This is a genomic window from Gordonia sp. (in: high G+C Gram-positive bacteria), from assembly GCF_020438995.1.
In the GTDB taxonomy this organism is placed as follows: Bacteria; Actinomycetota; Actinomycetes; order Mycobacteriales; family Mycobacteriaceae; genus Gordonia.
In genome coordinates, this window is the sequence record NZ_JAGQTN010000165.1 from 1 (window position 1) to 20,394 (window position 20,394).

Annotated in this window: 22 protein-coding genes; 11 read left to right on the plus strand and 11 right to left on the minus strand. The window is 65.6% G+C overall.

All coding sequences use genetic code 11. The annotated features are described in order from the left end of the window. Together metH and KDB67_RS11975 are read right to left on the minus strand one after the other, a co-directional pair. Positions 1-2,435 (minus strand): methionine synthase (metH, locus tag KDB67_RS11970; RefSeq protein WP_291015995.1); only part of this gene is annotated, 2,435 nt, incomplete at its 3' end. A 172-nt stretch (positions 2,436-2,607) separates the two neighbouring features. Next, positions 2,608-3,210: a hypothetical protein gene (locus KDB67_RS11975; protein ID WP_291015997.1), complete on the minus strand. Its 603-nt coding sequence runs from the start codon at positions 3,208-3,210 to the stop codon at positions 2,608-2,610. A 164-nt stretch (positions 3,211-3,374) separates the two neighbouring features. Here KDB67_RS11975 and KDB67_RS11980 point away from each other — a divergent pair, with 164 nt between their 5' ends. Then, on the plus strand, positions 3,375-4,259 hold the full coding sequence (locus KDB67_RS11980) for a PAC2 family protein (protein ID WP_291015999.1): 885 nt from the start codon (positions 3,375-3,377) through the stop codon (positions 4,257-4,259). Here the strand turns inward: KDB67_RS11980 and KDB67_RS11985 are convergent. Both KDB67_RS11985 and mshC read right to left on the minus strand, forming a co-directional pair. After that, positions 4,256-4,564: a hypothetical protein gene (locus KDB67_RS11985; protein ID WP_291016001.1), complete on the minus strand. Its 309-nt coding sequence runs from the start codon at positions 4,562-4,564 to the stop codon at positions 4,256-4,258. The two genes, KDB67_RS11980 and KDB67_RS11985, sit on opposite strands and share 4 nt — an antisense overlap. 37 nt (positions 4,565-4,601) lie before the next feature. Then, complete coding sequence (gene mshC / locus KDB67_RS11990) at positions 4,602-5,840, minus strand: cysteine--1-D-myo-inosityl 2-amino-2-deoxy-alpha-D-glucopyranoside ligase (protein WP_291016003.1); 1,239 nt, start codon at positions 5,838-5,840, stop codon at positions 4,602-4,604. A 255-nt stretch (positions 5,841-6,095) separates the two neighbouring features. On the opposite strand from mshC, the gene KDB67_RS11995 reads away from it, so the two are divergent. Next, complete coding sequence (locus tag KDB67_RS11995) at positions 6,096-7,502, plus strand: glutamate decarboxylase (protein WP_291016005.1); 1,407 nt, start codon at positions 6,096-6,098, stop codon at positions 7,500-7,502. Between the two features lie 73 nt (positions 7,503-7,575). Beyond that, positions 7,576-8,130: a DUF4334 domain-containing protein gene (locus KDB67_RS12000; RefSeq protein ID WP_291016007.1), complete on the plus strand. Its 555-nt coding sequence runs from the start codon at positions 7,576-7,578 to the stop codon at positions 8,128-8,130. 66 nt (positions 8,131-8,196) lie between these two features. Here KDB67_RS12000 and KDB67_RS12005 read toward each other — a convergent pair whose 3' ends face one another. Further along, entirely contained in the window at positions 8,197-8,748 is a 552-nt protein-coding gene (locus KDB67_RS12005; protein WP_291016009.1) for a Uma2 family endonuclease, read from the minus strand. Between the two features lie 126 nt (positions 8,749-8,874). Between KDB67_RS12005 and KDB67_RS12010 the strand changes: the two genes are divergently transcribed. From KDB67_RS12010 to KDB67_RS12030, 5 genes are all read left to right on the plus strand, one after another. Further along, positions 8,875-9,033 carry a hypothetical protein gene (locus KDB67_RS12010; RefSeq protein ID WP_291016010.1) on the plus strand — a complete coding sequence of 53 codons (159 nt, stop codon included), beginning with the start codon at positions 8,875-8,877 and terminating at the stop codon, positions 9,031-9,033. Between the two features lie 16 nt (positions 9,034-9,049). Continuing rightward, complete coding sequence (locus tag KDB67_RS12015) at positions 9,050-9,886, plus strand: helix-turn-helix transcriptional regulator (RefSeq protein WP_291016012.1); 837 nt, start codon at positions 9,050-9,052, stop codon at positions 9,884-9,886. A 10-nt stretch (positions 9,887-9,896) separates the two neighbouring features. Continuing rightward, positions 9,897-10,295 carry a VOC family protein gene (locus tag KDB67_RS12020; RefSeq protein WP_291016014.1) on the plus strand — a complete coding sequence of 133 codons (399 nt, stop codon included), beginning with the start codon at positions 9,897-9,899 and terminating at the stop codon, positions 10,293-10,295. 1,177 nt (positions 10,296-11,472) lie between these two features. Beyond that, on the plus strand, positions 11,473-12,570 hold the full coding sequence (locus tag KDB67_RS12025) for a YdcF family protein (RefSeq protein WP_291016016.1): 1,098 nt from the start codon (positions 11,473-11,475) through the stop codon (positions 12,568-12,570). Between the two features lie 130 nt (positions 12,571-12,700). Next, a complete protein-coding gene (locus KDB67_RS12030; protein ID WP_291016018.1) occupies positions 12,701-13,201 on the plus strand; it encodes an NAD(P)H-dependent oxidoreductase in 501 nt (166 codons plus the stop codon). On the opposite strand, the gene KDB67_RS12035 is transcribed toward KDB67_RS12030, so the two are convergent. The 5 genes from KDB67_RS12035 to KDB67_RS12055 are packed head-to-tail and all read right to left on the minus strand — an operon-like array spanning position 13,198 to position 17,179. Then, complete coding sequence (locus KDB67_RS12035; protein ID WP_291016020.1) at positions 13,198-13,881, minus strand: GNAT family N-acetyltransferase; 684 nt, start codon at positions 13,879-13,881, stop codon at positions 13,198-13,200. The two genes, KDB67_RS12030 and KDB67_RS12035, sit on opposite strands and share 4 nt — an antisense overlap. A gap of 47 nt (positions 13,882-13,928) precedes the next feature. Then, on the minus strand, positions 13,929-14,756 hold the full coding sequence (locus KDB67_RS12040; protein WP_291016022.1) for an SCO1664 family protein: 828 nt from the start codon (positions 14,754-14,756) through the stop codon (positions 13,929-13,931). Beyond that, the gene (locus KDB67_RS12045) at positions 14,756-15,478 is read right to left on the minus strand and encodes a DUF3090 domain-containing protein (RefSeq protein ID WP_291016024.1); all 723 of its coding nucleotides are present in this window, start codon (positions 15,476-15,478) and stop codon (positions 14,756-14,758) included. Before KDB67_RS12045 ends, KDB67_RS12040 begins: the two co-directional genes overlap by 1 nt. Before the next feature lie 25 nt (positions 15,479-15,503). Then, positions 15,504-16,301, minus strand: a complete 798-nt coding sequence (locus tag KDB67_RS12050) for an MSMEG_4193 family putative phosphomutase (protein ID WP_291016026.1) — start codon at positions 16,299-16,301, stop codon at positions 15,504-15,506. A 35-nt stretch (positions 16,302-16,336) separates the two neighbouring features. Continuing rightward, positions 16,337-17,179: an undecaprenyl-diphosphate phosphatase gene (locus KDB67_RS12055; protein WP_291016027.1), complete on the minus strand. Its 843-nt coding sequence runs from the start codon at positions 17,177-17,179 to the stop codon at positions 16,337-16,339. A 168-nt stretch (positions 17,180-17,347) separates the two neighbouring features. Between KDB67_RS12055 and KDB67_RS12060 the strand changes: the two genes are divergently transcribed. From KDB67_RS12060 to KDB67_RS12070, 3 genes are read left to right on the plus strand one after another with little or no spacing between them, the layout of a single operon-like run. Further along, complete coding sequence (locus tag KDB67_RS12060; RefSeq protein WP_291016028.1) at positions 17,348-18,382, plus strand: hypothetical protein; 1,035 nt, start codon at positions 17,348-17,350, stop codon at positions 18,380-18,382. Further along, a complete protein-coding gene (locus tag KDB67_RS12065; protein WP_291016029.1) occupies positions 18,379-18,696 on the plus strand; it encodes a DUF5703 family protein in 318 nt (105 codons plus the stop codon). The genes KDB67_RS12060 and KDB67_RS12065 overlap by 4 nt, the downstream gene beginning before the upstream one ends. Continuing rightward, positions 18,690-19,799, plus strand: coding sequence for a quinone-dependent dihydroorotate dehydrogenase (locus KDB67_RS12070; protein ID WP_291016030.1), 1,110 nt, complete (start codon positions 18,690-18,692; stop codon positions 19,797-19,799). The genes KDB67_RS12065 and KDB67_RS12070 overlap by 7 nt, the downstream gene beginning before the upstream one ends. A 34-nt stretch (positions 19,800-19,833) precedes the next feature. Here KDB67_RS12070 and KDB67_RS12075 read toward each other — a convergent pair whose 3' ends face one another. Further along, the gene (locus KDB67_RS12075) at positions 19,834-20,379 is read right to left on the minus strand and encodes a YbhB/YbcL family Raf kinase inhibitor-like protein (RefSeq protein ID WP_291016031.1); all 546 of its coding nucleotides are present in this window, start codon (positions 20,377-20,379) and stop codon (positions 19,834-19,836) included. Between the last annotated feature and the right edge of the window lie 15 nt (positions 20,380-20,394).

Below are 20,394 nucleotides of genomic sequence, written 5' to 3' on the forward strand. Positions count from 1 at the left end.
GAATTGATCTCCTCGAGGTTCTCCTTCATCACTACGGTCGATTTCACGAGCAGACCCGACATACCGATGACGTCGACCTTCTTGTCCTCGGCGACCTCCAGGATCGTCGAAATCGGTTGTTTGATACCGATATTGACAACCTCGTAGCCGTTGTTGGACAAGATGATGTCGACCAGATTCTTGCCGATGTCGTGCACGTCGCCCTTGACGGTGGCCAGCACGATCCGGCCCTTACCACTGGCACCGGTCGACTCCATGTGCGGTTCCAGGTGCGCCACAGCGGTTTTCATGACCTCGGCCGATTGAAGCACGAACGGCAGCTGCATCTGTCCCGAACCGAACAGCACACCAACAGTTTTCATGCCGGCCAGCAATGTCTCGTTGATGATCTTCAGCGGCGGCACCTCGATCATCGCCTCATCGAGGTCGGCCTCGAGGCCGTTACGCTCGCCGTCGACGATGCGTCGCTCCAGCCGTTCGAACAGTGGCAGCTTAGCCAGTTCCGCCGCCCGCGATTCACGTGCCGACGCCGCCGACACCCCTTCGAACAACTCCATCAGCTTCTGCAGCGGATCATAGGTGTCGGTGCGCCGGTTGTAGACCAGATCGAGGGCGACCGTGCGGTGCTCCTCGGGGATGCGCGCCATCGGCAGGATCTTGGAGGCGTGCACGATGGCCGTGTCGAGTCCGGCCTGCACACATTCGTGCAGGAACACCGAATTGAGCACCTGCCGGGCGGCCGGGTTCAGGCCGAAGGAGATGTTGGAGATGCCCAGGGTGAAGTGGATGCTCGGGTGAGCTTCCTTGATCCGCCGGATGGCCTCGATTGTCTCGATGCCGTCGCGGCGCACCTCCTCCTGCCCGGTCGAGATCGGGAAGGTGAGGGCATCGATGATGATGTCCTCCTCCGACAGCCCCCAGTCGTCGGTGATCTCGGTGATCAGCCGCTCGGCGATCGCCACCTTGTGGTCGGCGGTGCGGGCCTGCCCTTCCTCGTCGATGGTCAGCGCCACCACTGCGGCACCGTGTTCGACGACCAGCCGCATGATGCGCGCAAACCGCGAATCGGGACCGTCGCCGTCCTCGTAGTTGACCGAGTTCACTGCGCACCGGCCGCCGAGTGCTTCCAGACCGGCCTGGATGACGTCGGGTTCGGTGGAGTCGATCATGATCGGCAGTGTCGAGGACGTCGCGAAGCGGGTGGCCAGAGCCGTCATGTCGGCGGCGCCGTCGCGGCCCACGTAGTCGACGTTGAGGTCGAGCATGTGGGCGCCGTCGCGGGTCTGGTCCTTGGCGGTGTCCAGGCACTTCTGGTAGTCGCCGGAGATCATCGCCTCGCGGAACGCCTTGGAGCCGTTGGAGTTGGTGCGTTCGCCGATCACCAGGAAGCTCGCGTCCTGGTCGAACGGCACCGCCGTGTACAGCGACGACGTCTCGGACTGATGCTCGGGCGTGCGCACCGCGGGGGTGACCTCGGCGACGGCCTGCGCCACCTGCCGGATGTGTTCGGGTGTGGTTCCGCAGCAGCCGCCCACGAATTCCAGACCGAACCCGCCGACGAAGCCGCTCAGGGCCTCGGCCAGCTCGTCCGGCGTCAGCGGGTATTCAGCACCGTTGGGGCCCAGCACGGGCAACCCCGCGTTCGGCATCACCGACACCGGGACCCGGGCATGCTTGGACAGGTACCGCAGGTGCTCGCTCATCTCGGCGGGGCCGGTGGCGCAGTTCAGGCCGATCATGTCGATGCCGAGTGGTTCGATCGCGGTCAGCGCCGCCCCGATCTCCGAACCGAGCAGCATGGTGCCGGTGGTTTCGACGGTCACATGGGAGATGATCGGGATGGACCGGCCCAGCTCTGCCATCGCCCGACGGGCCGCGACCACCGCGGCCTTCACCTGCAGCAGGTCCTGGCTGGTCTCGATGAGGATCGCGTCGGCGCCGCCGTCGAGCATGCCGGCCACGCATTCGAAGTAGGCGTTGCGGATGATCTCGAACGTGGTGTGGCCCAGGCTCGGCAGTTTGGTCCCGGGCCCGACGGAACCGAGCACGAAACGGGGGGTGCCGTCGGCCGAGGCACCCATCTCGTCGGCGACGCCGCGGGCGATGGCGGTGCCCTTGTAGGACAGTTCGCGGATGCGGTCCGCGATGTCGTAGTCACCGAGGTTGGACAGGTTGCAGCCGAATGTGTTGGTTTCGACGGCGTCGGCGCCGGCCTCGAAGTAGGCTCGGTGGATATCGGCGAGTACGTCGGGCCGGGTGTCGTTGAGGATCTCGTTACAGCCTTCGAGGCCGTTGAAATCGTCAAGGGTCAAATCTGCGGCTTGGAGCATCGTGCCCATCGCACCGTCGCCGATCAACACCCGGCGGGACATGGCCGACAGGAAGGATGAGTCGTATCCGGCCTGTTCGGTTGCGTGCGATTTGCTATGGGACATGGTTGACAGCTTAGTTCGCCCTCAGTTGCGATCCGACCGAAGGCTCTATCGGCGACCGCTCAGCAGCGCCTATACCCCCAGTTGCCGGCCTGGTGTATTCACGCACATCTCGCAGTGAGGGCCGCGGCGGGGCGTAGTCACCCGCCGCAACCCCACTGCGAGATGCTCGGCCCTACTGGATACGGTCCAGCCGGGTACTGCAGGTCCAGGACGCCTTGGTGTTCGCGTGAGCGACGTACGGATCGTCCTTGTACTTGACTACTCCGTTGACGTAGATCTTGCAGCCCGGGAACCACAGCGTGGAATGTTTCCGGGGGACGCCGTATGTGTACGCAATGCCGTTCTGGGCCGATCTCCTGACCTTGACCTCGTATGCGTCGCGGCGGGCGTAGAAGGTCCTGCGAGCCGGTGACTGTCCCGAGAATGTGGTCTTTCGGCCGTCGGTTCCCGTGTAGTAGTCCTTTGGCGCTTTCGGATCGATGGTCGTGAAGTACCAACTGGCGGTGACCGGACCACCGAATCCCGACGCCTTGCTCTTCAGCGAGTTCCACGTCGCGGGCAGCCACACTTCGACGGTGATCTGCTTGTTCCTGTCCACGTCGACGAACAGCTGCTTGCCGAGTATGTCCGTATTCCCGATGGGACGCTCGATGCGACTGTTCGGATCAAAGCCCGGTCTTGCCGTGGCAGGTGCTGCCAGGAGAGTTCCGAGCGCCAGGATGGCGGTGAGTGCGGCCAGAAGCAGTGTTCTGACCCATTCTGTGAGGTGTTTCATCGGGCCATGCCTTTCTCGCAGGGAGTGTGTCAGAGCGAACTCTAGGTTTGGCCTGCGGTGCCGGCACGAGTAGTCGACTACTCGAATCACTGCGACCGCTCCCGCGCCACCTGCGTCGGGGTTTTGGTTCGCCGTGATCCACGCTCGGGTCGTAGGCTGGATCAGTGAACGCTGAGCAGCTGTCGAAACTCCCCCGGCTCCGCCGTCCGGTGCTGGTCGCCGCCTTCGAGGGGTGGAACGATGCGGGAGACGCCGCGAGCGGTGCGGTCGAGCATCTGGCACTGAACTGGGATGCCGAACACCTCATCGACATCGATTCCGACGACTACTACGACTATCAGGTCAACCGGCCGACGGTGAAGCAGGTCGACGGTGTGACCAGGCGAATCGACTGGCCGACCACGTCGATCTCCTACTGCAGCCCCGACGGCTCGGATCGCGACATCGTCATCATCCGCGGTATCGAACCCAACATGCGCTGGCGCGGGTTCTGCGCCGAGATCGTCGATATCGCCCGCGCCCTCGGTGTGGAGTTGACGGTGATGCTCGGTGCGTTGCTCGCCGACACCCCGCACACCCGGCCGGTTCCGGTGACCGGCGCCGCCTACAGCAGCGAATCGGCCACCCGCTACAACCTGGCCGAAAGCCGGTACGAGGGACCGACCGGCATCACCGGTGTGCTGCAGGACCTGTTCGTGCAGGAGGGGTTGCCGTCACTGTCGTTCTGGGCTGCGGTACCGCACTACGTATCCACCCCGCCCAACCCGAAGGCGACCATCGCGTTACTGCGGCGCGTCGAGGAGGTCCTCGACATCGAGGTGCCGTTGGGGACGCTGCCGGAGCAGTCCGACGAGTGGGAACGTTCGGTCACCGAGATGACCGAGGACGACGACGAGATCGCCGAATACGTGCGTGGCCTGGAAGAACGCGGCGATGCCGAGGAAGACAACCCCGACGAGTTGATGGCCAAGTTCGACGGTGACGCGCTGGCCGCCGAGTTCGAGCGGTACCTCAAGCGGCGCGGCGACTCCGGACCATTCCCCGGTTAGCCGATCTTCTCGATCGACTCGACCGGGGTGGTGATGCGCCAAGTGCGCACGTCCGGGTCGTCGGCGGCCCGCACCCAGAACTGGGCCGATTCACCGACCCGGCAGGTGCGCACACCGAGCAGCGGGATGTCCTCGGAGTCGCGGCGCAGCCTGCTGACCGCCCATTCCTCGCTGTCGGACACGCCCACGCCGGGTGCCCGCAGCAGCGTCATCTCGTTGAAGTCGAGCAGGTATGTCGAGGTCTGGGTGACGACCGTCCACACACCCGAATCCGTGTCGGAGCTGATCTCTTTCGCGCGAGCCACCAGAGCACTGTACCCAAGCGAACGAGATTTCTGTCACTCAGCGCAGCGTGATTCCGAGCAATGCGTCGACGGCTGTCGCGATTTCTTCCGGCGCCGACGCCGACCTACCGATTCCCGTCTCCACATCGGCACACCATGCGTCGACGGCGTCGAGTGCTTTGGGGGTGTTCAGGTCGTCGGCCAGATGCTGACGGACCCGGTCGATGACGTCCGCGGCGTCGGGGCCCACAGCGGCAGCGGCAGCCGTTCGCCAACGGTTCAGCCGCGCTACCCCTCGCTCAAGCACCTCATCCGTCCACATCCGGTCGGTGCGGTAGTGACTTTCGAGCAGTCCGAGCCGAACCGCCGCGGGATCGACCCCTTGCTGCCGCAGTCTGGACACCAGTACGAGATTGCCGAGGCTCTTGGACATCTTCTCGCCGTCGAGGCCGATCATGCCGGTGTGCACGTAGTGGCGCGCGAAACGGCGCGAGTCCGTGAGTGCTTCACCGTGCGCGGCGGAGAACTCATGGTGCGGGAAGATCAGGTCCTGCCCACCACCCTGGATGTCGAATTCGACGCCGAGACGGTTGAGGGCGATCGCCGAGCATTCGATGTGCCAGCCGGGACGGCCCGGCCCGTGCGGCGATTCCCACGACGGTTCGCCGGGCCGCGCGGCACGCCACAGCAGGGCGTCGAGCGGATGACGTTTGCCGGGGCGGTCGGGATCACCACCGCGTTCGGCGAAGAACCTGTCCATCGTGGCCCGGTCATAGCCGGATTCGTACCCGAACTGCTCGGTGGCATCGGTGCGGAAATAGATGTCCGGGTATTCGTCGTCGAGGATGTAGGCGGCCCCGGAGGCCACGAGCTTCCCGACGGCCTCCACCACCTCGTTCACCGATTCGACGGCGCCGATGTAGTCCCGCGGCGGCAGCACCCGCAGCGCGGTCATGTCGTCGCGGAACAACTGCGTTTCGCGGGCACCGAGATCGCGCCAGTCGATGCCGTCGCGGTCGGCCCGTTCGAACAGCGGATCATCGACGTCGGTCACGTTCTGCACGTAGTGCACCTCGTGCCCCTGGTCACGCAGCACCCGGTTGACGATGTCGAAAGTCAGGTAGGTCGCGGCGTGTCCGAGGTGGGTGGCGTCATACGGGGTGATACCGCACACGTACATGGTCGCGGTCTCGCCGGGGGTGACCGGCCGCACTTGACGATCGGCTGTGTCGTACAGCCGGAGTGCCGGACCACGGCGGGGGACGACCGGGAGGCTGGGTTGTGGCCACGATTGCATGCGTCCACTGTATGGAATGTTTCCGCCCGCCTCCGATCGCGCCCCGGCCTTACGGGGAAACGTACGGCTTGTCGGCGGAGCACCGCTGCCGTCCTGGATCAGCCCCTGAGATTGCGTTGAGTCCCGGTTTCCGGGATCAAACGCACGGTCAACCGCGTACGCTGCCGGCCGAGCCGGACATCGCCGAACTCGGCCTTCGCCGGCGTCGAAGTCTGGGACTGTGGAAGACGAGGTAACGCTCATCGAGGAGGAATCATGGCCCGCAAGCACACCAACGCCCGGCACACGACGAATCATGGCGCGAAACTGATCCTCAACCCGGTGTTCGTACGTCCCGGCGAAGCCACCGAACTGCCCAAATTCACCATCCCCGACGACATGAGCCTGCCCGAGACCGCCTACCAGATCGTGCACGACGAGGCGATGCTCGACGGCAACGCACGCCTGAATCTGGCCACCTTCGTCACCACCTGGATGGATGACGAGGCCCGTCGGCTGTACGCCGAGACGTACGACAAGAACATGATCGACAAGGATGAGTATCCGCAAACCGCGGCCATCGAGGACCGGTGCTGGAAGATCATCGCCGACCTGTGGCATGTGCCCGATGTGGACGACGCGATCGGTACGTCGACGATCGGGTCGTCGGAGGCGGCGATGCTCGGCGGACTCGCGCTCAAACGGCACTGGCAGGCCCGGCGCAAAGCCGAAGGCAAGCCGATCGATCGGCCGAACCTGGTGCTGTCCACCGCCGTTCAGGTGTGCTGGGAGAAATTCCTGAACTATTTCGAGGTCGAACCGCGCTGGGTGCCGGTCAGCGAGGAACACTTCGTCCTCGACGGCCACGACCTCGACAGGTACGTCGACGAGAACACCATCGGCGTGGTGGCGATCATGGGTGTCACCTACAACGGCCTGTACGAGCCGGTCAAGGCAATCTCCGAGAAACTCGACGAAATCCAGGCCGCGACGGGTCTCGACGTCAAGATTCACGTCGACGGAGCGTCGGGCGGCATGATCGCGCCGTTCTGCCAGCCCGACCTCGAATGGGACTTCCGGGTACCGCGAGTGGTGTCCATCAACACCTCGGGCCACAAGTACGGGCTCGTCTACCCGGGCCTGGGCTGGATCGTGTGGCGCGACACCGCCGCCCTGCCCGAGAGCATGGTGTTCCACTGCAGCTACCTCGGCGGCGACATGCCCACCCTTGCGCTCAACTTCTCGCGGCCCGGCGCGCAGGTGCTGTTGCAGTACTACAACTTTCTGCGGTTGGGCCGCAAAGGCTACAAGCACATCCAGCAGGCCTCGCTGGATGTCGCCGTGTATCTGTCGTCATCGATCGCGGAGATGGGGCCGTTCGAACTGGTCAGCAAGGGCGACACCATCCCGGTGTTCGCGTGGCGTCTCAAGCCCGGATACACCGACAATTGGACCTTGTACGACCTGTCGGACCGACTCCGCATGAAGGGCTGGCTGGTCCCGGCCTACCCGATGGCCGACGACCTCCCCGACATGACGTTGCAGCGCATAGTCGTCCGCACCGGCCTGAGCCACGATCTGGCGACCGCATTGTTGCGCGATATCGACAGTAAGGTCGCCTTCCTTGATGCCCTCGACGGCCCGATGCCGAGGGAGGGAACCGGATCGCACTTCCATCACTGAGCCATCGCGGGTAACTGTGACTGTTGCCATACCGATTTCTGGAAGATATAGCATCGCATCTAGGATCTGCGACATGCAGCTTCATGACGTGATCCCCGACGCGCCCACCACCACCGAAGCGGCGTCGGCACTGTTCGACTCACTCGATGCCGTCGACCCCGACTTCATGTTCGGTACCTGGCATGGAGCCGAGATGCCCACCGGACATCCCATCGACGGCGCGCTCGCAGCGAGCGGCTGGTGGGGTAAGCAGTTCATCGACTCCGAGAACGTGCATCCGCTGCTGTTCCCGAGCCGGGACGGCAAGAGCCTGTGGCCGATGAATCCGGTGATGGCGTTCAGCGCGCTCGGCGCCCTGCGTGCTGCTCCGCAACTGCGGAATATGTCGTTCTCCCGGCCGATCGGTGCCACCAACTTCGCCACCCGGGCCCGCGGCTCCAAGGCGCGGCTGCGCACCACCCGCTACCGGGGTGTCGACTCGGCCACCATGGTCTACGACCAGCTCCCCATCAACGACGTCTTCCACCGCATCTCCGACGACGCGGTCCTGGGTGCGATGGATCTGAAAGGTGTTGCGCGGCCGTACTTCTTCGTCCTGCGCCGCGACGACTCGCTCCCGGTGCGCTGAGACCGGAATCTCGTCTGAGCGTGCGTCCAGTCCCGGAAATCGGGATCGAACGCACACTCAGACGTACTAGTCGATCAGCTCGTCGGGTGTGAAGGCGATGCTGAGAGGTTCTGTCGCAGCGAATGTTTCCGTTCCTGCGGCCTGACCGCACAACTCGAACACGCCATCGCGCATCGTGAACGCGATGATCGACGGCTCATCTGGGTCGATGACCCAGTAATGCGGGCAACCGGCGCGTTGCAGGCGTTCCTTCTTGAGCAGCAGGTCGATTCCCCTGGTGGACGGGGACAGCACCTCGATTGCCAACAGTGGCGGGCCGGGCAGATCGGATTCGGTGAAGTCAGTACGCAGGGCAACCAGAATGTCCGGTTGCATCACCGTGTCGTCGGCGAGAACAACGTCGACGGGTACTGTAAGTACTCGGGCGTCCGGCGGACAGACGTCACGCAACCGCGGAATGAGCGCGGTCACGACGATCTGGTGCCGGATCCTCGGCGCGGGGCTCACGATGAGGCTCCCGTCGATGATCTCGTACCGATGGCCGTCATCGGGCATCGTGGCGAGGTCGGCGCGGGTGAACGCGCGCCCGCGTGGCAGGTCCTTCACCTCGGTGGTCATGCTGGTCATGGTATGTCTCCCTCCAAATCATGGCCACTGATTCAACTCTGACATCGGCTTTCACACCAGGGGTCCGTCACGTGCCTGTGGATAACCGCCCGGCCCGAAACGGACATAATGGCAGCCATGCGGGTGCTGGTGGTCGACGACGAGGATCCGGGGGCGGTCACCATGAATGCGAAGCTCGACCGGCTGGAAGACTCCCGTGTCGCGGTCACAAACCCCACCGCTGAGCCTCGGCACGACAACTGTTGCGATGCCGGACCCCAGCGGTGGGGTTTGTGACGCGTAGCGTGGATGGATGGGAACGATGTCGGCGGCGAGGCGGCCTGCGCCGGCACTGGCCGGCCTCATCGAGCAGTACTACGGGTACCGGCTGCACGGATACGCACCCGGGGTGCACCGTGGTCTGCCCTCACGGCACGTCACCTTCATCGTCAGTATCGGCAGCCCGATCGACATTGCCGCGCAGACCGATCCGCGGCAGGCGCCCGGGTCGTACCGGTGCGTACTCAGCGGCCTACAGGCCTCGCCCGCGCTGATCGCGCACGACGGCAATCAAGAAGGCGTGGGTATCGAGCTGACGCCCGTCGGGTTCCGTACCCTGTTCGCCCGGCCGGCCCGGGAATTGTGGAACACCACCGTCGAACTCGACGACGTGGTCTCGCATGTGGGCAGTGAACTGTGGGAGCGGCTGCAGGTCACACCGAACTGGGCGGACCGGTTCGCGGTGTGCGACGAGATATTGACGCGTCTGCTACGACCGGACCTCCCGGAGGTCGCCCCCGAACTCGATCACGCCTGGGATCTGCTGGTCAGTACCGGGGGCACCACCACGGTCAGCGACATCTCCTCGGCAACAGGATGGAGCCGCCAGCATCTGACGCGACAGTTCACCGACGAATTCGGGCTCGGACCCAAGCTCGCCGCGCGAGTGGTCCGGTTCGAGCGGGCCCGCCGCATGTTGCAGGCGGTTCCGCCGCACATATCGATCGCGCAGGTGGCGGCCGTCTGCGGCTTCTACGACCAGGCGCATCTGACCAACGAGTTCACCTATCTGGCCGGCTGTACTCCGGCGCAGTGGCTGCGAAGTGAGGAGCTTCCATCTTTCCAATACGACGATGCTCACCTCGGGTGAGGATGGGTCCATGAGTAATTCACCGACCATCTGGCCCTGTCTCACCTACCGCGACGCACCCGCCGCCGCAGACTTTCTCATCGCCGCATTCGGCTTCCAGAAGCGTGCTTGGTACACGCAGGAGGACGATCCGACGATCGTTGAACACGCCGAACTGACGTGGCCGCTCGGCGGCGGCATCATGTTCGGCACCACGGGCAAGGACGACGGCCCGTTCGGCGTGCGGATCCCTGGTCAGGGTGCCGTCTACGTCGTCTGCGACGATCCCGACGCCCTGTTCACCCGCGCCACCGCTGCCGGCGCCGAGGTGATCCAGGGCCTGACCGACGAGGACTACGGCTCCCGCGGATTCTCGGTCCGCGACCCCGAAGGCAACATCTGGAGCTTCGGCACCTACCTGGGCGAATGAGCCGGTCCCGCTACGCAAACTTCGTCCCGCTCATCGGATATCGCGAGATCCGATAAGCGGGACGAATTTCTGTGCGCGGGAAGCGCATCGAAGTATGTGTGCGGCGAGTGAGACTACCTCGCCGCTCCCGGTGACCTTTTGCGGTCTGTATTCCCAGTGGGGGGTTTTCCGCGTATCCACCGCCTCTCGACGGTAGTCACCATGTCCAGTGCCGTACGTGGCACCACGCGTCACGACAACAGCTTCTCCACCGCTTTGGCGTCGAAGAAAGACCGGCCGGTCTCTCCGCTACCGTTACTCGCGCATGAACACCGTCAGGTCTTACGGACCTTCGGGTGCCCTGATTCCCGTTGCCGGGTCAGGGATTAGGACACTGTCGTACTGCTGCCGGGGAAAGGCTTTCGCTTATTTGGAGGAAACCACGACGGATTCGAACCGCCAACCTACTGATTTGAAGTCAATCGCTCTGCCCGTTGAGCTAGTGGACTGACAGAGGATGCGCTTTCCCTTGTGGCTCCGCCCCTTTTGAAGACGGAATACCACGCACCCTCGACCGTTCGGCTGTCAAGGCCTACTTGATCTCTCCCGCATCGTCGAAGCCGCCACGCCCCGCTTCCGCGTTCATGGAGTACGCCCTCGACTGACCATCTCGGACTTCAAACTCCTTACTCTGCCGCACGTTCCGTTACTGTTGAACTGCACCTGGCAGGTGCTGGGTCACCGATCGGCTCTCCCTGCGCCTCCCTTTCGCGGGGCGACGCCATCAACGCGCTTCGGAGGTGCCTCCACCCTGAGGTGAAGGTTCCGGCTCGTAGTGCATGGGGTACCGGAATTGCTTCCGGCGACGCTTGTCACACGCCTTTCGCCGGGTCTCCCCGGATTATTCGCCATGCCGAATGTCATGAAGTTGTCAATGATCTTGCCTTCGAACACCTTTGGTGGCCAATCCGGAGTTCGCCGGATCGCCCTCGGCTGTACGAGAGATAAATATAGGCGTCCGCGTTTGAGCGCACAATCGATTATTTCGGACCAGATCGGCCAGTGACGGCAGACGTCGCGACACGCGGGCTGTCGGAAGTGCCAGATCCGGCAGAAGGTTGCCGATCATGCCGATAACATCGGGTGCCGTGAGCCGCGCACAAGTACCTCCGCCGCCGACCGGTCATCGGCACGTGCCATGACTGTCGCCGCTCTGATCACCGGGCTCGTCGCATTGACACTCGTCGCCGGAACGTGTTGGCGGATTGCCCGCGAACCTCGCCGCACCGGGCACGGGTTGGCAATCGTGGTCAGCCTTGTCGCCGTCTGGGTGTTCCTGGTCATCCTCATGGCGCGGATCTCGGTGGGCAGCAACCTCATCGACATGGTCATTCTCGGTCCGATATTGCTGGTGATCCTGACAGCGATGGCGGCCGGGGTGAGCCTGGTCTTCAACGGCCTTGTGATCATCCGGCGGGAAGGACTGCGGATCGCCACGCTCGTGCCGGCCGTGTTCGGCTGCTTCCTGCTCACCACGGTGGTCGCGGCATTCGTGGCGGCCCTCATCGTCTTCAATGGGAAGACCACGTGGTGGGGCCTGGCGGCCGGGATGGCGCTGGTCGTCATCCCGTTGGGCATCATCGTCGCCGAACTCGTCGGATACACCCTGTACGCGTGGCTGTACAGCAAGATCGGCCGTGTTCCGCCCGCCGAGGTGGTGGTGGTCCTCGGCGCGGGACTGTCGGGTGAGAGGGTCACACCGTTGTTGGCCGCCCGCATCGATCGCGGGATCGAGGTACTCGACAAGATCACCGCGACCGGTGGACAACCGGTGCTGGTGCTCTCCGGCGGACAAGGTGCCGACGAGGCGGTCTCCGAGGCGGCGGCGATGGCCCGGTACGCGATCGAGCAGGGTGTGCCGGCCGACCGCATCATCGAGGAGGACACCTCCACCACCACCGAGGAGAACCTGCGCAACACCCGCGACGTACTCGCCGAACGCGGCTACGAGTGGTCGACGATGGCGGTGGTGACCAGCAACTTCCACACGCTGCGCGCGGCATCGCTGACCCGGCGCCTCGGGCTGCCGGCCACGGTGATCGGCGCTCCGACGGCCCGCTATTACGTACCGGCGGGCTTCCTGCGGGAGTTCACCGCGTGTCTGGTGCACTACCGCAGGCTCAACCTGATCGCGTGGTCGGTGCTGACGGCGCTGACGTGGGCGTTCATCGGACTTGTCGCGTACCTGAGTGCGCAGCAAACCGAGGTCGTCGACGCCGCCCTCGCCATGGTGTAGCCGCCTGCACGCCAGGACGGTCTCGTCAACCCTTCGCCGACGACGGAACGTGGGGTTGACGGGCACGCGTTCGCATGGGCATGTGTTCGGTGAGCAATCACTGAGGACCTATGAGCGAGGAGTTGAATCTGTGAGAACAGTAGTGGTGGTCGGCAATCCGAAACCCGGTTCGCGTACCCGCACGGCGGGCGAGCGGTTGGCGCAGGCGCTGGGCGGGGACACCGACACCATCGAGCTGTCCGAACTCGGGCCCGGCCTCCTGGGTTGGGGCGATCCCGGCGTCGCCGACGCGGTCGCGAAGGTCCAGTCGGCCCGGTTGGCGATCATCGCCTCCCCCACCTTCAAAGCCACCTACACCGGGTTGCTGAAACTGTTCCTCGACCAGTTCGCCGGCGGCACCGGCCTGCGGGATGTGGTGGCGATCCCGCTGATGCTGGGCGGCGGACCCGCACACGCACTGGCCGTCGAGACGTCGTTGCGCCCGGTGCTCGTCGAGATCGGGGCGAGCTGCCCCACCGCCGGGCTCTATCAGATCGACAGCACCTTCGACACCGACACCAGCCTCGCCGACTGGGTGGAGCGCTGGGGCCTGACCGTTCACCGAACCGTGCTCCCGGAAGCGGACGACTAGGGCTTGTGTTCGCGGGCCCTGGACGCAAGGTATTCCGACTGCGTTTCCAGGGTCCGTTCGCCCGGACCCGGATGGGCCTCGCGCATCCGTGCGGCGTCAGCCAGCGTGGACTCCCAGGAAGTCCGGGGATGCAACGGATCTCCCGCACGCAGTGATGCCCGGTAGGCGTCGACCGGCTCTCCGCGAGCGATGGCACCACCGGGTACCCAGGCGTCCAGCACGAAACCGCATTGGTGTGCGACGCGCAGGCTGGCGAGGTTGCCGTCGAGAGCCACCCATCCGATGCGTGTCTTGCCGACCGCGAAAGCGTGCGCGACGGCCAGCCGCACCGCCCGGCTCATGATTCGCCGGCCCCGCTGGTCCGGGTGCAGACCGTAACCGATCTCGGGTTCGGGGCCGTCGCCACGGATGTCGACCCCGCCCGCGAAGAGACCGTCGACATCTATCACCCAGCACATCGCGGTGCCGCTGTTCCATTTGGCCGGGATATGTTGCAGCACGAACTCTTCGGCATCAGCACACTCATACGGAACGGGAACCGTGGTCCACCTGGCCATCTCGGGATCGGTGGCCTGCCGGTAGACGCGGTCGATGTCGTCGGCGCGGTGTGCGCGCAAGGTCACCACACCGTCCGACAGGACTGGGACGCAGTCGGGAAACCGGCTCGCGCTGTTGCTCATCTGCCGAGCGTAAGGACTTACGCTTGCGGCGACCACTGATTTTCGTGTCAGAACGGGGGCCACGGGATCGGTCGCCGGCCCGGCGGGTACGGCATCGCACCGGTGTCGACGAGTTCTGCGCATCGGGTGGCCACCGCGCCGATCTCCCTGTCGGTGATCAATCCGGCCAAGGCGGCGCGCACCGGGCCATCGGGACCGAGGTCGTCGGCCAGCGAGGCGATGTCGGCGAGCAGGTGCGCCGGGATCTGCTCACCCGCCCACCCCCAGAGCACCGTGCGCAGTTTGTCATCGGTGTGCAGGCAGATGCCGTGGTCGATGCCGTACACCCCGCCATCGAGCCCTTCCAGGACGTGTCCGCCTTTGCGGTCGGCGTTGTTGAGCACGACGTCGAGCACCGCCATCCGCTGCAACCGCGGGTCGTCGGCGTGGACCAGGACCACAGGGTCACCGGCTGGCGTGTAGGCCTCCAGCACCGACTTGAAGTCCTCCGGCACAAGAGCCGGCGGGCACAGATCGACCAGATCGAGCCGGGCCGGATCGTCGGGGGCATCGACCGTCTCGACCCATCGCTGCACCATGCCGGGCCCGGCCGGACCGTCGCGCAGGACGGTCTCCGGTATCACCGACCAGCCCAGGGCATCGGAAATCAGATACGAGGCCACCTCCCGGCCGGCGAGGGTGCCGTCGGGAAAATCCCACAGCGGCACTTCCCCGCGGACCGGCTTGTATACGCACCGCAGTTCGGTTTCGTCCCCGCCGACCGCATCGCATACCAGTGCCGCGTTGCTTGCCGACCGGATGCGTCCCACGACGACCAGTTCACCCTCGGCGAGGATCGTCGCGGACACGGAATCCGGCGGTGAGGCGTCCGCCATCAATGTCGGCCGCCGGACGCGGGCCCCTCGTCGTCGGGGCCGGAATCCGCCTCACCCTGCGCGTCTTCGTCCTCGCTGTCGTCGTCGGTGGTGAACAACGATTCATCTTGCACCGCAAGGCTTTTGAACACCTCGGGGTCGATGAAGTCGAGTGATTTGCTCAGCTGGGCGCTCCGCTTGTAGCCGTTGGTACGCACACACAGATGCCCGTCACGATCGAGCGGCCCACCGCAGATCGGGCAGGGTGGTCGCCCTGCCGAGATCACCAGGGACGAGCGGGCCGCGAAGTCGCGGGCGGCGACCGTCGTGAGGAACACGCGCACAGCATCGGGTCCCTCCTCGGTGTCGTCGAGGACGATGCTCTCGTCGATCTCGGCGTCGGTGACGGCCAGCAGTTCGATGACCACCGCCTGCGCCTCGGCGTCCCAGCCCAGGCCCATGGTGCCGACCTGGAACTCGGCATCCACCGGCATGACCAGCGGATTGAGGTCGTCGACGGACTCTGTTTCCGGCGGGATCGGGGTGCCGAATCTGCGATGGATCTCCTCCAGCAGCATTCCGATCCGGTCGGCGAGGATCTGTACCTGCTGCTTCTCCAGCATCACGCTGACGACTCGCGCCTGATGGACCGCCTGGAGGAAGAACGTCCGGTCTCCGGGCTGGCCGACGGTCCCGGCAACGAAGCGATCCGGGCTGCGGAACACATGAATGGCTCGTGCCATCACCCCTCCTTGGTCGTGAAGTTCATTATCCCCGGACCCGTCGATCGTGCAGCGGACCCGGATGGGGCCGGGCGGCGTGGGCATGATCGGGCTGAGCGTGATCGAGCCTCAGGTGGGCGCCCGTCTCGCCACCCACCACCGCATCATCCTGGTCGTCGGGCCGGGGTGGCCGAGGTGCCGGGATCGACACCGCTGCGGTGTTGTTGACGGTGTGGATGTACGGGCGGGTGGATCCGTACCGGATGACGGTGATCGAGGCAGTGTCGACGACGATGCGCTGGAACGAATCCAGGTGCATTCCCATCGCGTCGGCGATCACCGACTTGATGACGTCGCCGTGCGAGCATGCCACCCACAGTCCGTCCCCGTTCTCACCGGCGAACCGGCGATCGAGGCTCCGAATCGCGGCGACCGACCGCGCCGACATCTGCGCGAGCCCCTCCCCTCCGGGAAACACGGCAGCCGAGGGTTGCCGCTGCACGACCTGCCACAGCGGTTCCTTCAGCAGTTCTTTGATGGTCCGGCCGGTCCAGGAGCCGTAGTCGACCTCGGCGAGATCGTCGGCGACCTCCTCGACCACCTCGTCGCGCCTCTCGGGTGCAGCACGTAGTGCTCCGAGCAGTGGCGCGACGGTCTGCGCGCACCGATCCAGGGGGGAACGAACGACGGCCCGGATCGCCGCATGCTGGTCGGCGAGCCTGCCGACCAGCGCCTCCGCCTGCCCGCGCCCCAGATCGTCGAGGCCGACGCCGGGGGTTCGCCCGGCCAGGACGCCGGAGGTGTTGGCCGTGGAGCGTCCATGGCGCACCAGAATGACGGTCATTCCCCAACCTTAGTGGCCGCGCCGCCGGGCGTCGGTCAGGTGGCGGAGACGGCCCCGGTGGCGAGCAGGATGATGATCGTGACACCCAGGATGATGCGGTAGCCGCCGAACCAGTTCATCGAATGCTTGCTCACGAACTGCAGCAGCCAGGCGATCGAGGCATACCCGACGACGAACGCGATGAGCGTGGCCACCAATAGCTGCGGACCGCTGGCCTCCATGCCTTCTCCGCTGGGGCTGAACGCATCGGGCAGCGAGAACAGACCCGAGGCGGTGACCGCGGGAATCGCCAGCAGGAACGAGAACCGGAACGCGGCCTCGCGCTCGAGGCCCAGGAACAGGCCGGCGCTGGCCGTGGCGCCCGAGCGGGACACGCCGGGGATCAGCGCCAGGCACTGCGCCGACCCCATCACCAGGCCGTCGCGCAGGGTGAGCTGCTCCATCGACCTTTGCTTGGTGCTGTAGCGCTCGGCGACCCAGAACACGACCGCGAACACGATAAGCACGGTCGCCACCAGCCACAGGTTGCGGCCGGTGGTGCGGATCTGATCCTTGAACAGCAGGCCGAGAATGCCGATCGGGATGGTGGCAAGAATCACATACCAGCCGATCCGGTAGTCGAGACCGCGTTGCTGTTTGTCGGTCAGCCCGCGGAACCAGGCGGCGATGATGCGCACGATGTCCTTGAAGAAGAACAGCAGCACCGCGGCTTCGGTACCGAGTTGGGTGACCGCGGTGAACGAGGCTCCGGCGTCGTCTCCGAACCATAGTTCGGAGACGATACGCAGATGCCCCGACGACGAAATCGGCAAAAATTCGGTCAGTCCTTGGACGGCCCCGAGAACGATCGACTGGGCCCAGGTCATGCTGTCGGTCACGGCGCCCGATGGTACTTGCTCATCGTGCCGCGTGGTTTTCGGACGCTCGCCGCGGTGGTGTGAATCGCCCGAGCACCCCGCCGATTTGCATGTGCGCGGCGCACACGCGGCAAGATGGACGGCATGCGCTCAGCCGGTTGTGGTGTCCGTCCCCGTTCCCGTGTCCGCATGGCCGGGGTGGCGATGACCATCGCGTGCGCGCTGATCGTCGCCGCGTGCGGGTCGGAGGATTCGACACCCGACGTGCCGACCGTCACACCTGCGTCGGCGGTGGCCGCACCGCCGGCCGGCACCCCTCCGGTGGGCACCGTGGTGACCGCGGCGCAGGGCAAGGCGATCGCGGCGACGTCGGGACGCTTCTATGTACTCTCCGATGACGGAACCACTGTGCTGCGCTTCGACCGCACCGGCATCACCGGACCGGGCACTCCGGGTGCGCGGATCACCACCCCTGCCCTGACCAGCCTGATCGCCACCGCCGACGGCTCCCTGATCGGGGCCGGACCCGACGTCGTCGTCCGCATCGGCGCCGACAACAAGGTCTCCCCGACCACACAGACCGGCGTCACCGACCCGACAGTGGTGGCACGGACCGCCGACGGCAGGGTTCTCGTCGGGACGGTGTCCGGGTCGGTCGTCGTCTTCGGAAAGGATCTGTCCCGCGAACGCACGATCAGTGGTTTCGTCCGCGTCGACGGCCTAACCGTGTCCCCAGCCGGCGTCGGCCTCGACAACGAGCAGGTGGTCGTCCTGGATCGGGCGCAATCGTCGGTGACCCCGATCAACATCGATGACGGTTCCAAAGGCGCGGCACTGCGGGCCGGTAACGGCGCCACCACCTCCACCGTCGACAGTTACGGACGGGTGCTGGTCGCCAACACCCGCGACGGCGAGATCCTCGGCTTCTTCGGCAAACCGATCGTCAACCGGTTCCGCTACCCCGTGTCCGGGTCGCCGTACGCCGTCGCCTGGGATCAGAAACGGCACCTGATGTGGGTGAGCGCGACAGCAGTCAACCAGCTCATCGGGTTCGACCTCGCTGACGGCGAACCCGCCGAACGGCATCGAGTGGCGACGGTGGTGCAACCCGACAGCCTGGCCGTCGACGATTCCACCGGCGCGTTGTACGTGCTGTCGGCACGCGGTGGTGGAGTGCAGATCATCGACCCGACCACCACCCTGCCGTCGTCGGGGACGCCGTGAGCGCCGGCGCCCGGTTCGGTTCCCGCTATCCGCGGGGATGGGAACGCTCGTCGGACACCGTCGAAACGGTGCTGCTGACGCTGCCTCCCGACATCACCCGGCTCACCGCGTCGATGCGGCTCTCGATCGAGGCCGAGTTCGGCGGCTGGGAACTGTCGCGGGTTCGACTCTACTCCGACGGCACCCGGAAGGTGCTGCTGCGCCGAAAGAAGACGAAACCTGCCCCGCCGCCGGACACCCACAGCCGGGACACCGGCAATCGGCACACCCACGACGGGGACACTCAAGAACCAGGAGAGGCCCAAGCGTGCTGAGCCGAATCAACGCCGTCATCTACCCGTTGCTGCTCAAGCTGATGTTCCTACTGAGTCCCGAACGCATCCACCACCTCATGACGCGGCTGCTGTCGGTCGCCGGGTCGACGGAGATACTCAGCTACCCGCTTGCCAAGGTGTTCGGGCAGCACGACCCGGTCCTGCATCAGCGGGTGTTCGGAGTGGATTTCCCGGCCCCGCTCGGCCTTGCGGCCGGATTCGACAAGTCGGCATCGGCGATCAACGTGTGGGGACAGATCGGGTTCGGGCATGCCGAGGTGGGCACCATCACCGGACAGGCCCAGCCCGGCAACCCGCAGCCACGGCTGTTCCGGCTGCCCGACGACCGGGCGCTGATCAACCGGATGGGCTTCAACAACCCCGGATCAGCTTCGGCCGCGACCAATCTCGCAAAGATCCGGCGTGGTCCGGTGAGTGTGCCGATCGGTGCCAATATCGGCAAGACAAAGGTGGTGCCGGTCGATGATGCTGTCGCCGACTATCGGTTGTCGGCCCGATCCCTGGGCCCGCTCGCCGACTTCGTGGTGGTCAACGTCAGCTCCCCCAACACCCCGGGACTGCGCGATCTGCAGGCCGTCGACTCGTTGCGGCCGATCCTGGCCGGAGTGCTCGACGAGGTGAACATACCGGTGCTGGTCAAGATCGCCCCCGACCTGGCCGACGACGACGTGGACGCCGTCGCCGACCTGGCCGTGGACCTCGGTCTGGCCGGGATCGTCGCCACCAACACCACTATCTCCCGGGCCGGGCTGCGCACGCCCACCCCGCAGGTCGATGACCTCGGTGCGGGCGGACTGTCCGGTCCGCCGGTCGCCGACCGGTCGCTGGAGGTATTGCGCCGCCTGTACGCGCGGATCGGCGGAAAGCTCGCTCTCGTCAGCGTCGGGGGCATCAGCACCATCGACCAGGCATGGGAGCGGATACTTGCCGGTGCCGACCTGCTGCAGATCTACACCGGCTTCATCTACGGGGGCCCGGTTCTGGTGAAGGAGATCAACGAGGGCATCGCCGAACGGGTCAGGGCAGCGGGTTTCTCCTGCGTCGCCGACGCTGTCGGGACGGGTTCAGCCGACAACAGCTGAACCCCGGGCAAGACCCAGGGCCGGCCAGGATTGTTCAGACGTCTTCGGCGGCCTGCTCGTATGTGCCGACGATGACCGCCCGGGCGATCGCATGCGAGAACAGGTTGAAACCCAGATACGCGGGGGTGGCGCCGTCGGGGAGGCCGAGCGAGGGCACGTCGACAGCGTGCACGGCCACGAAGTACCGGTGCGGTCCGTGCCCGGGAGGCGGTGCCGCACCCACGAAACGGGCCAGCGAAGCGTCACTGTTGAGCGTCACCGCACCTGCGGGCAGGCCGCTGCCGGTCTCGTCACCCGCACCTTCAGCCAGTTCCGTGACCGCGAGCGGGATGTCGGCGACCGCCCAGTGCCAGAAGCCGGATGCGGTGGGCGCGTCGGGATCGTAGACGGTCACGGCGAAGCTCTGCGTCTCGGCGGGAAAACCCGACCACGACAGTTGCGGCGACAGATCCTGGCCACCGGCCCCCATCAGGCCGCTGACCTGCGCGTTGGCGAGCGGCCGGCCGTCGGTGATGCTCGACGAGGTGAGGGTGAATCCGGGCAGCTGCGGCAACGCCGCATACGGGTCGAACGACGACATCAAAAACCTTTCCTG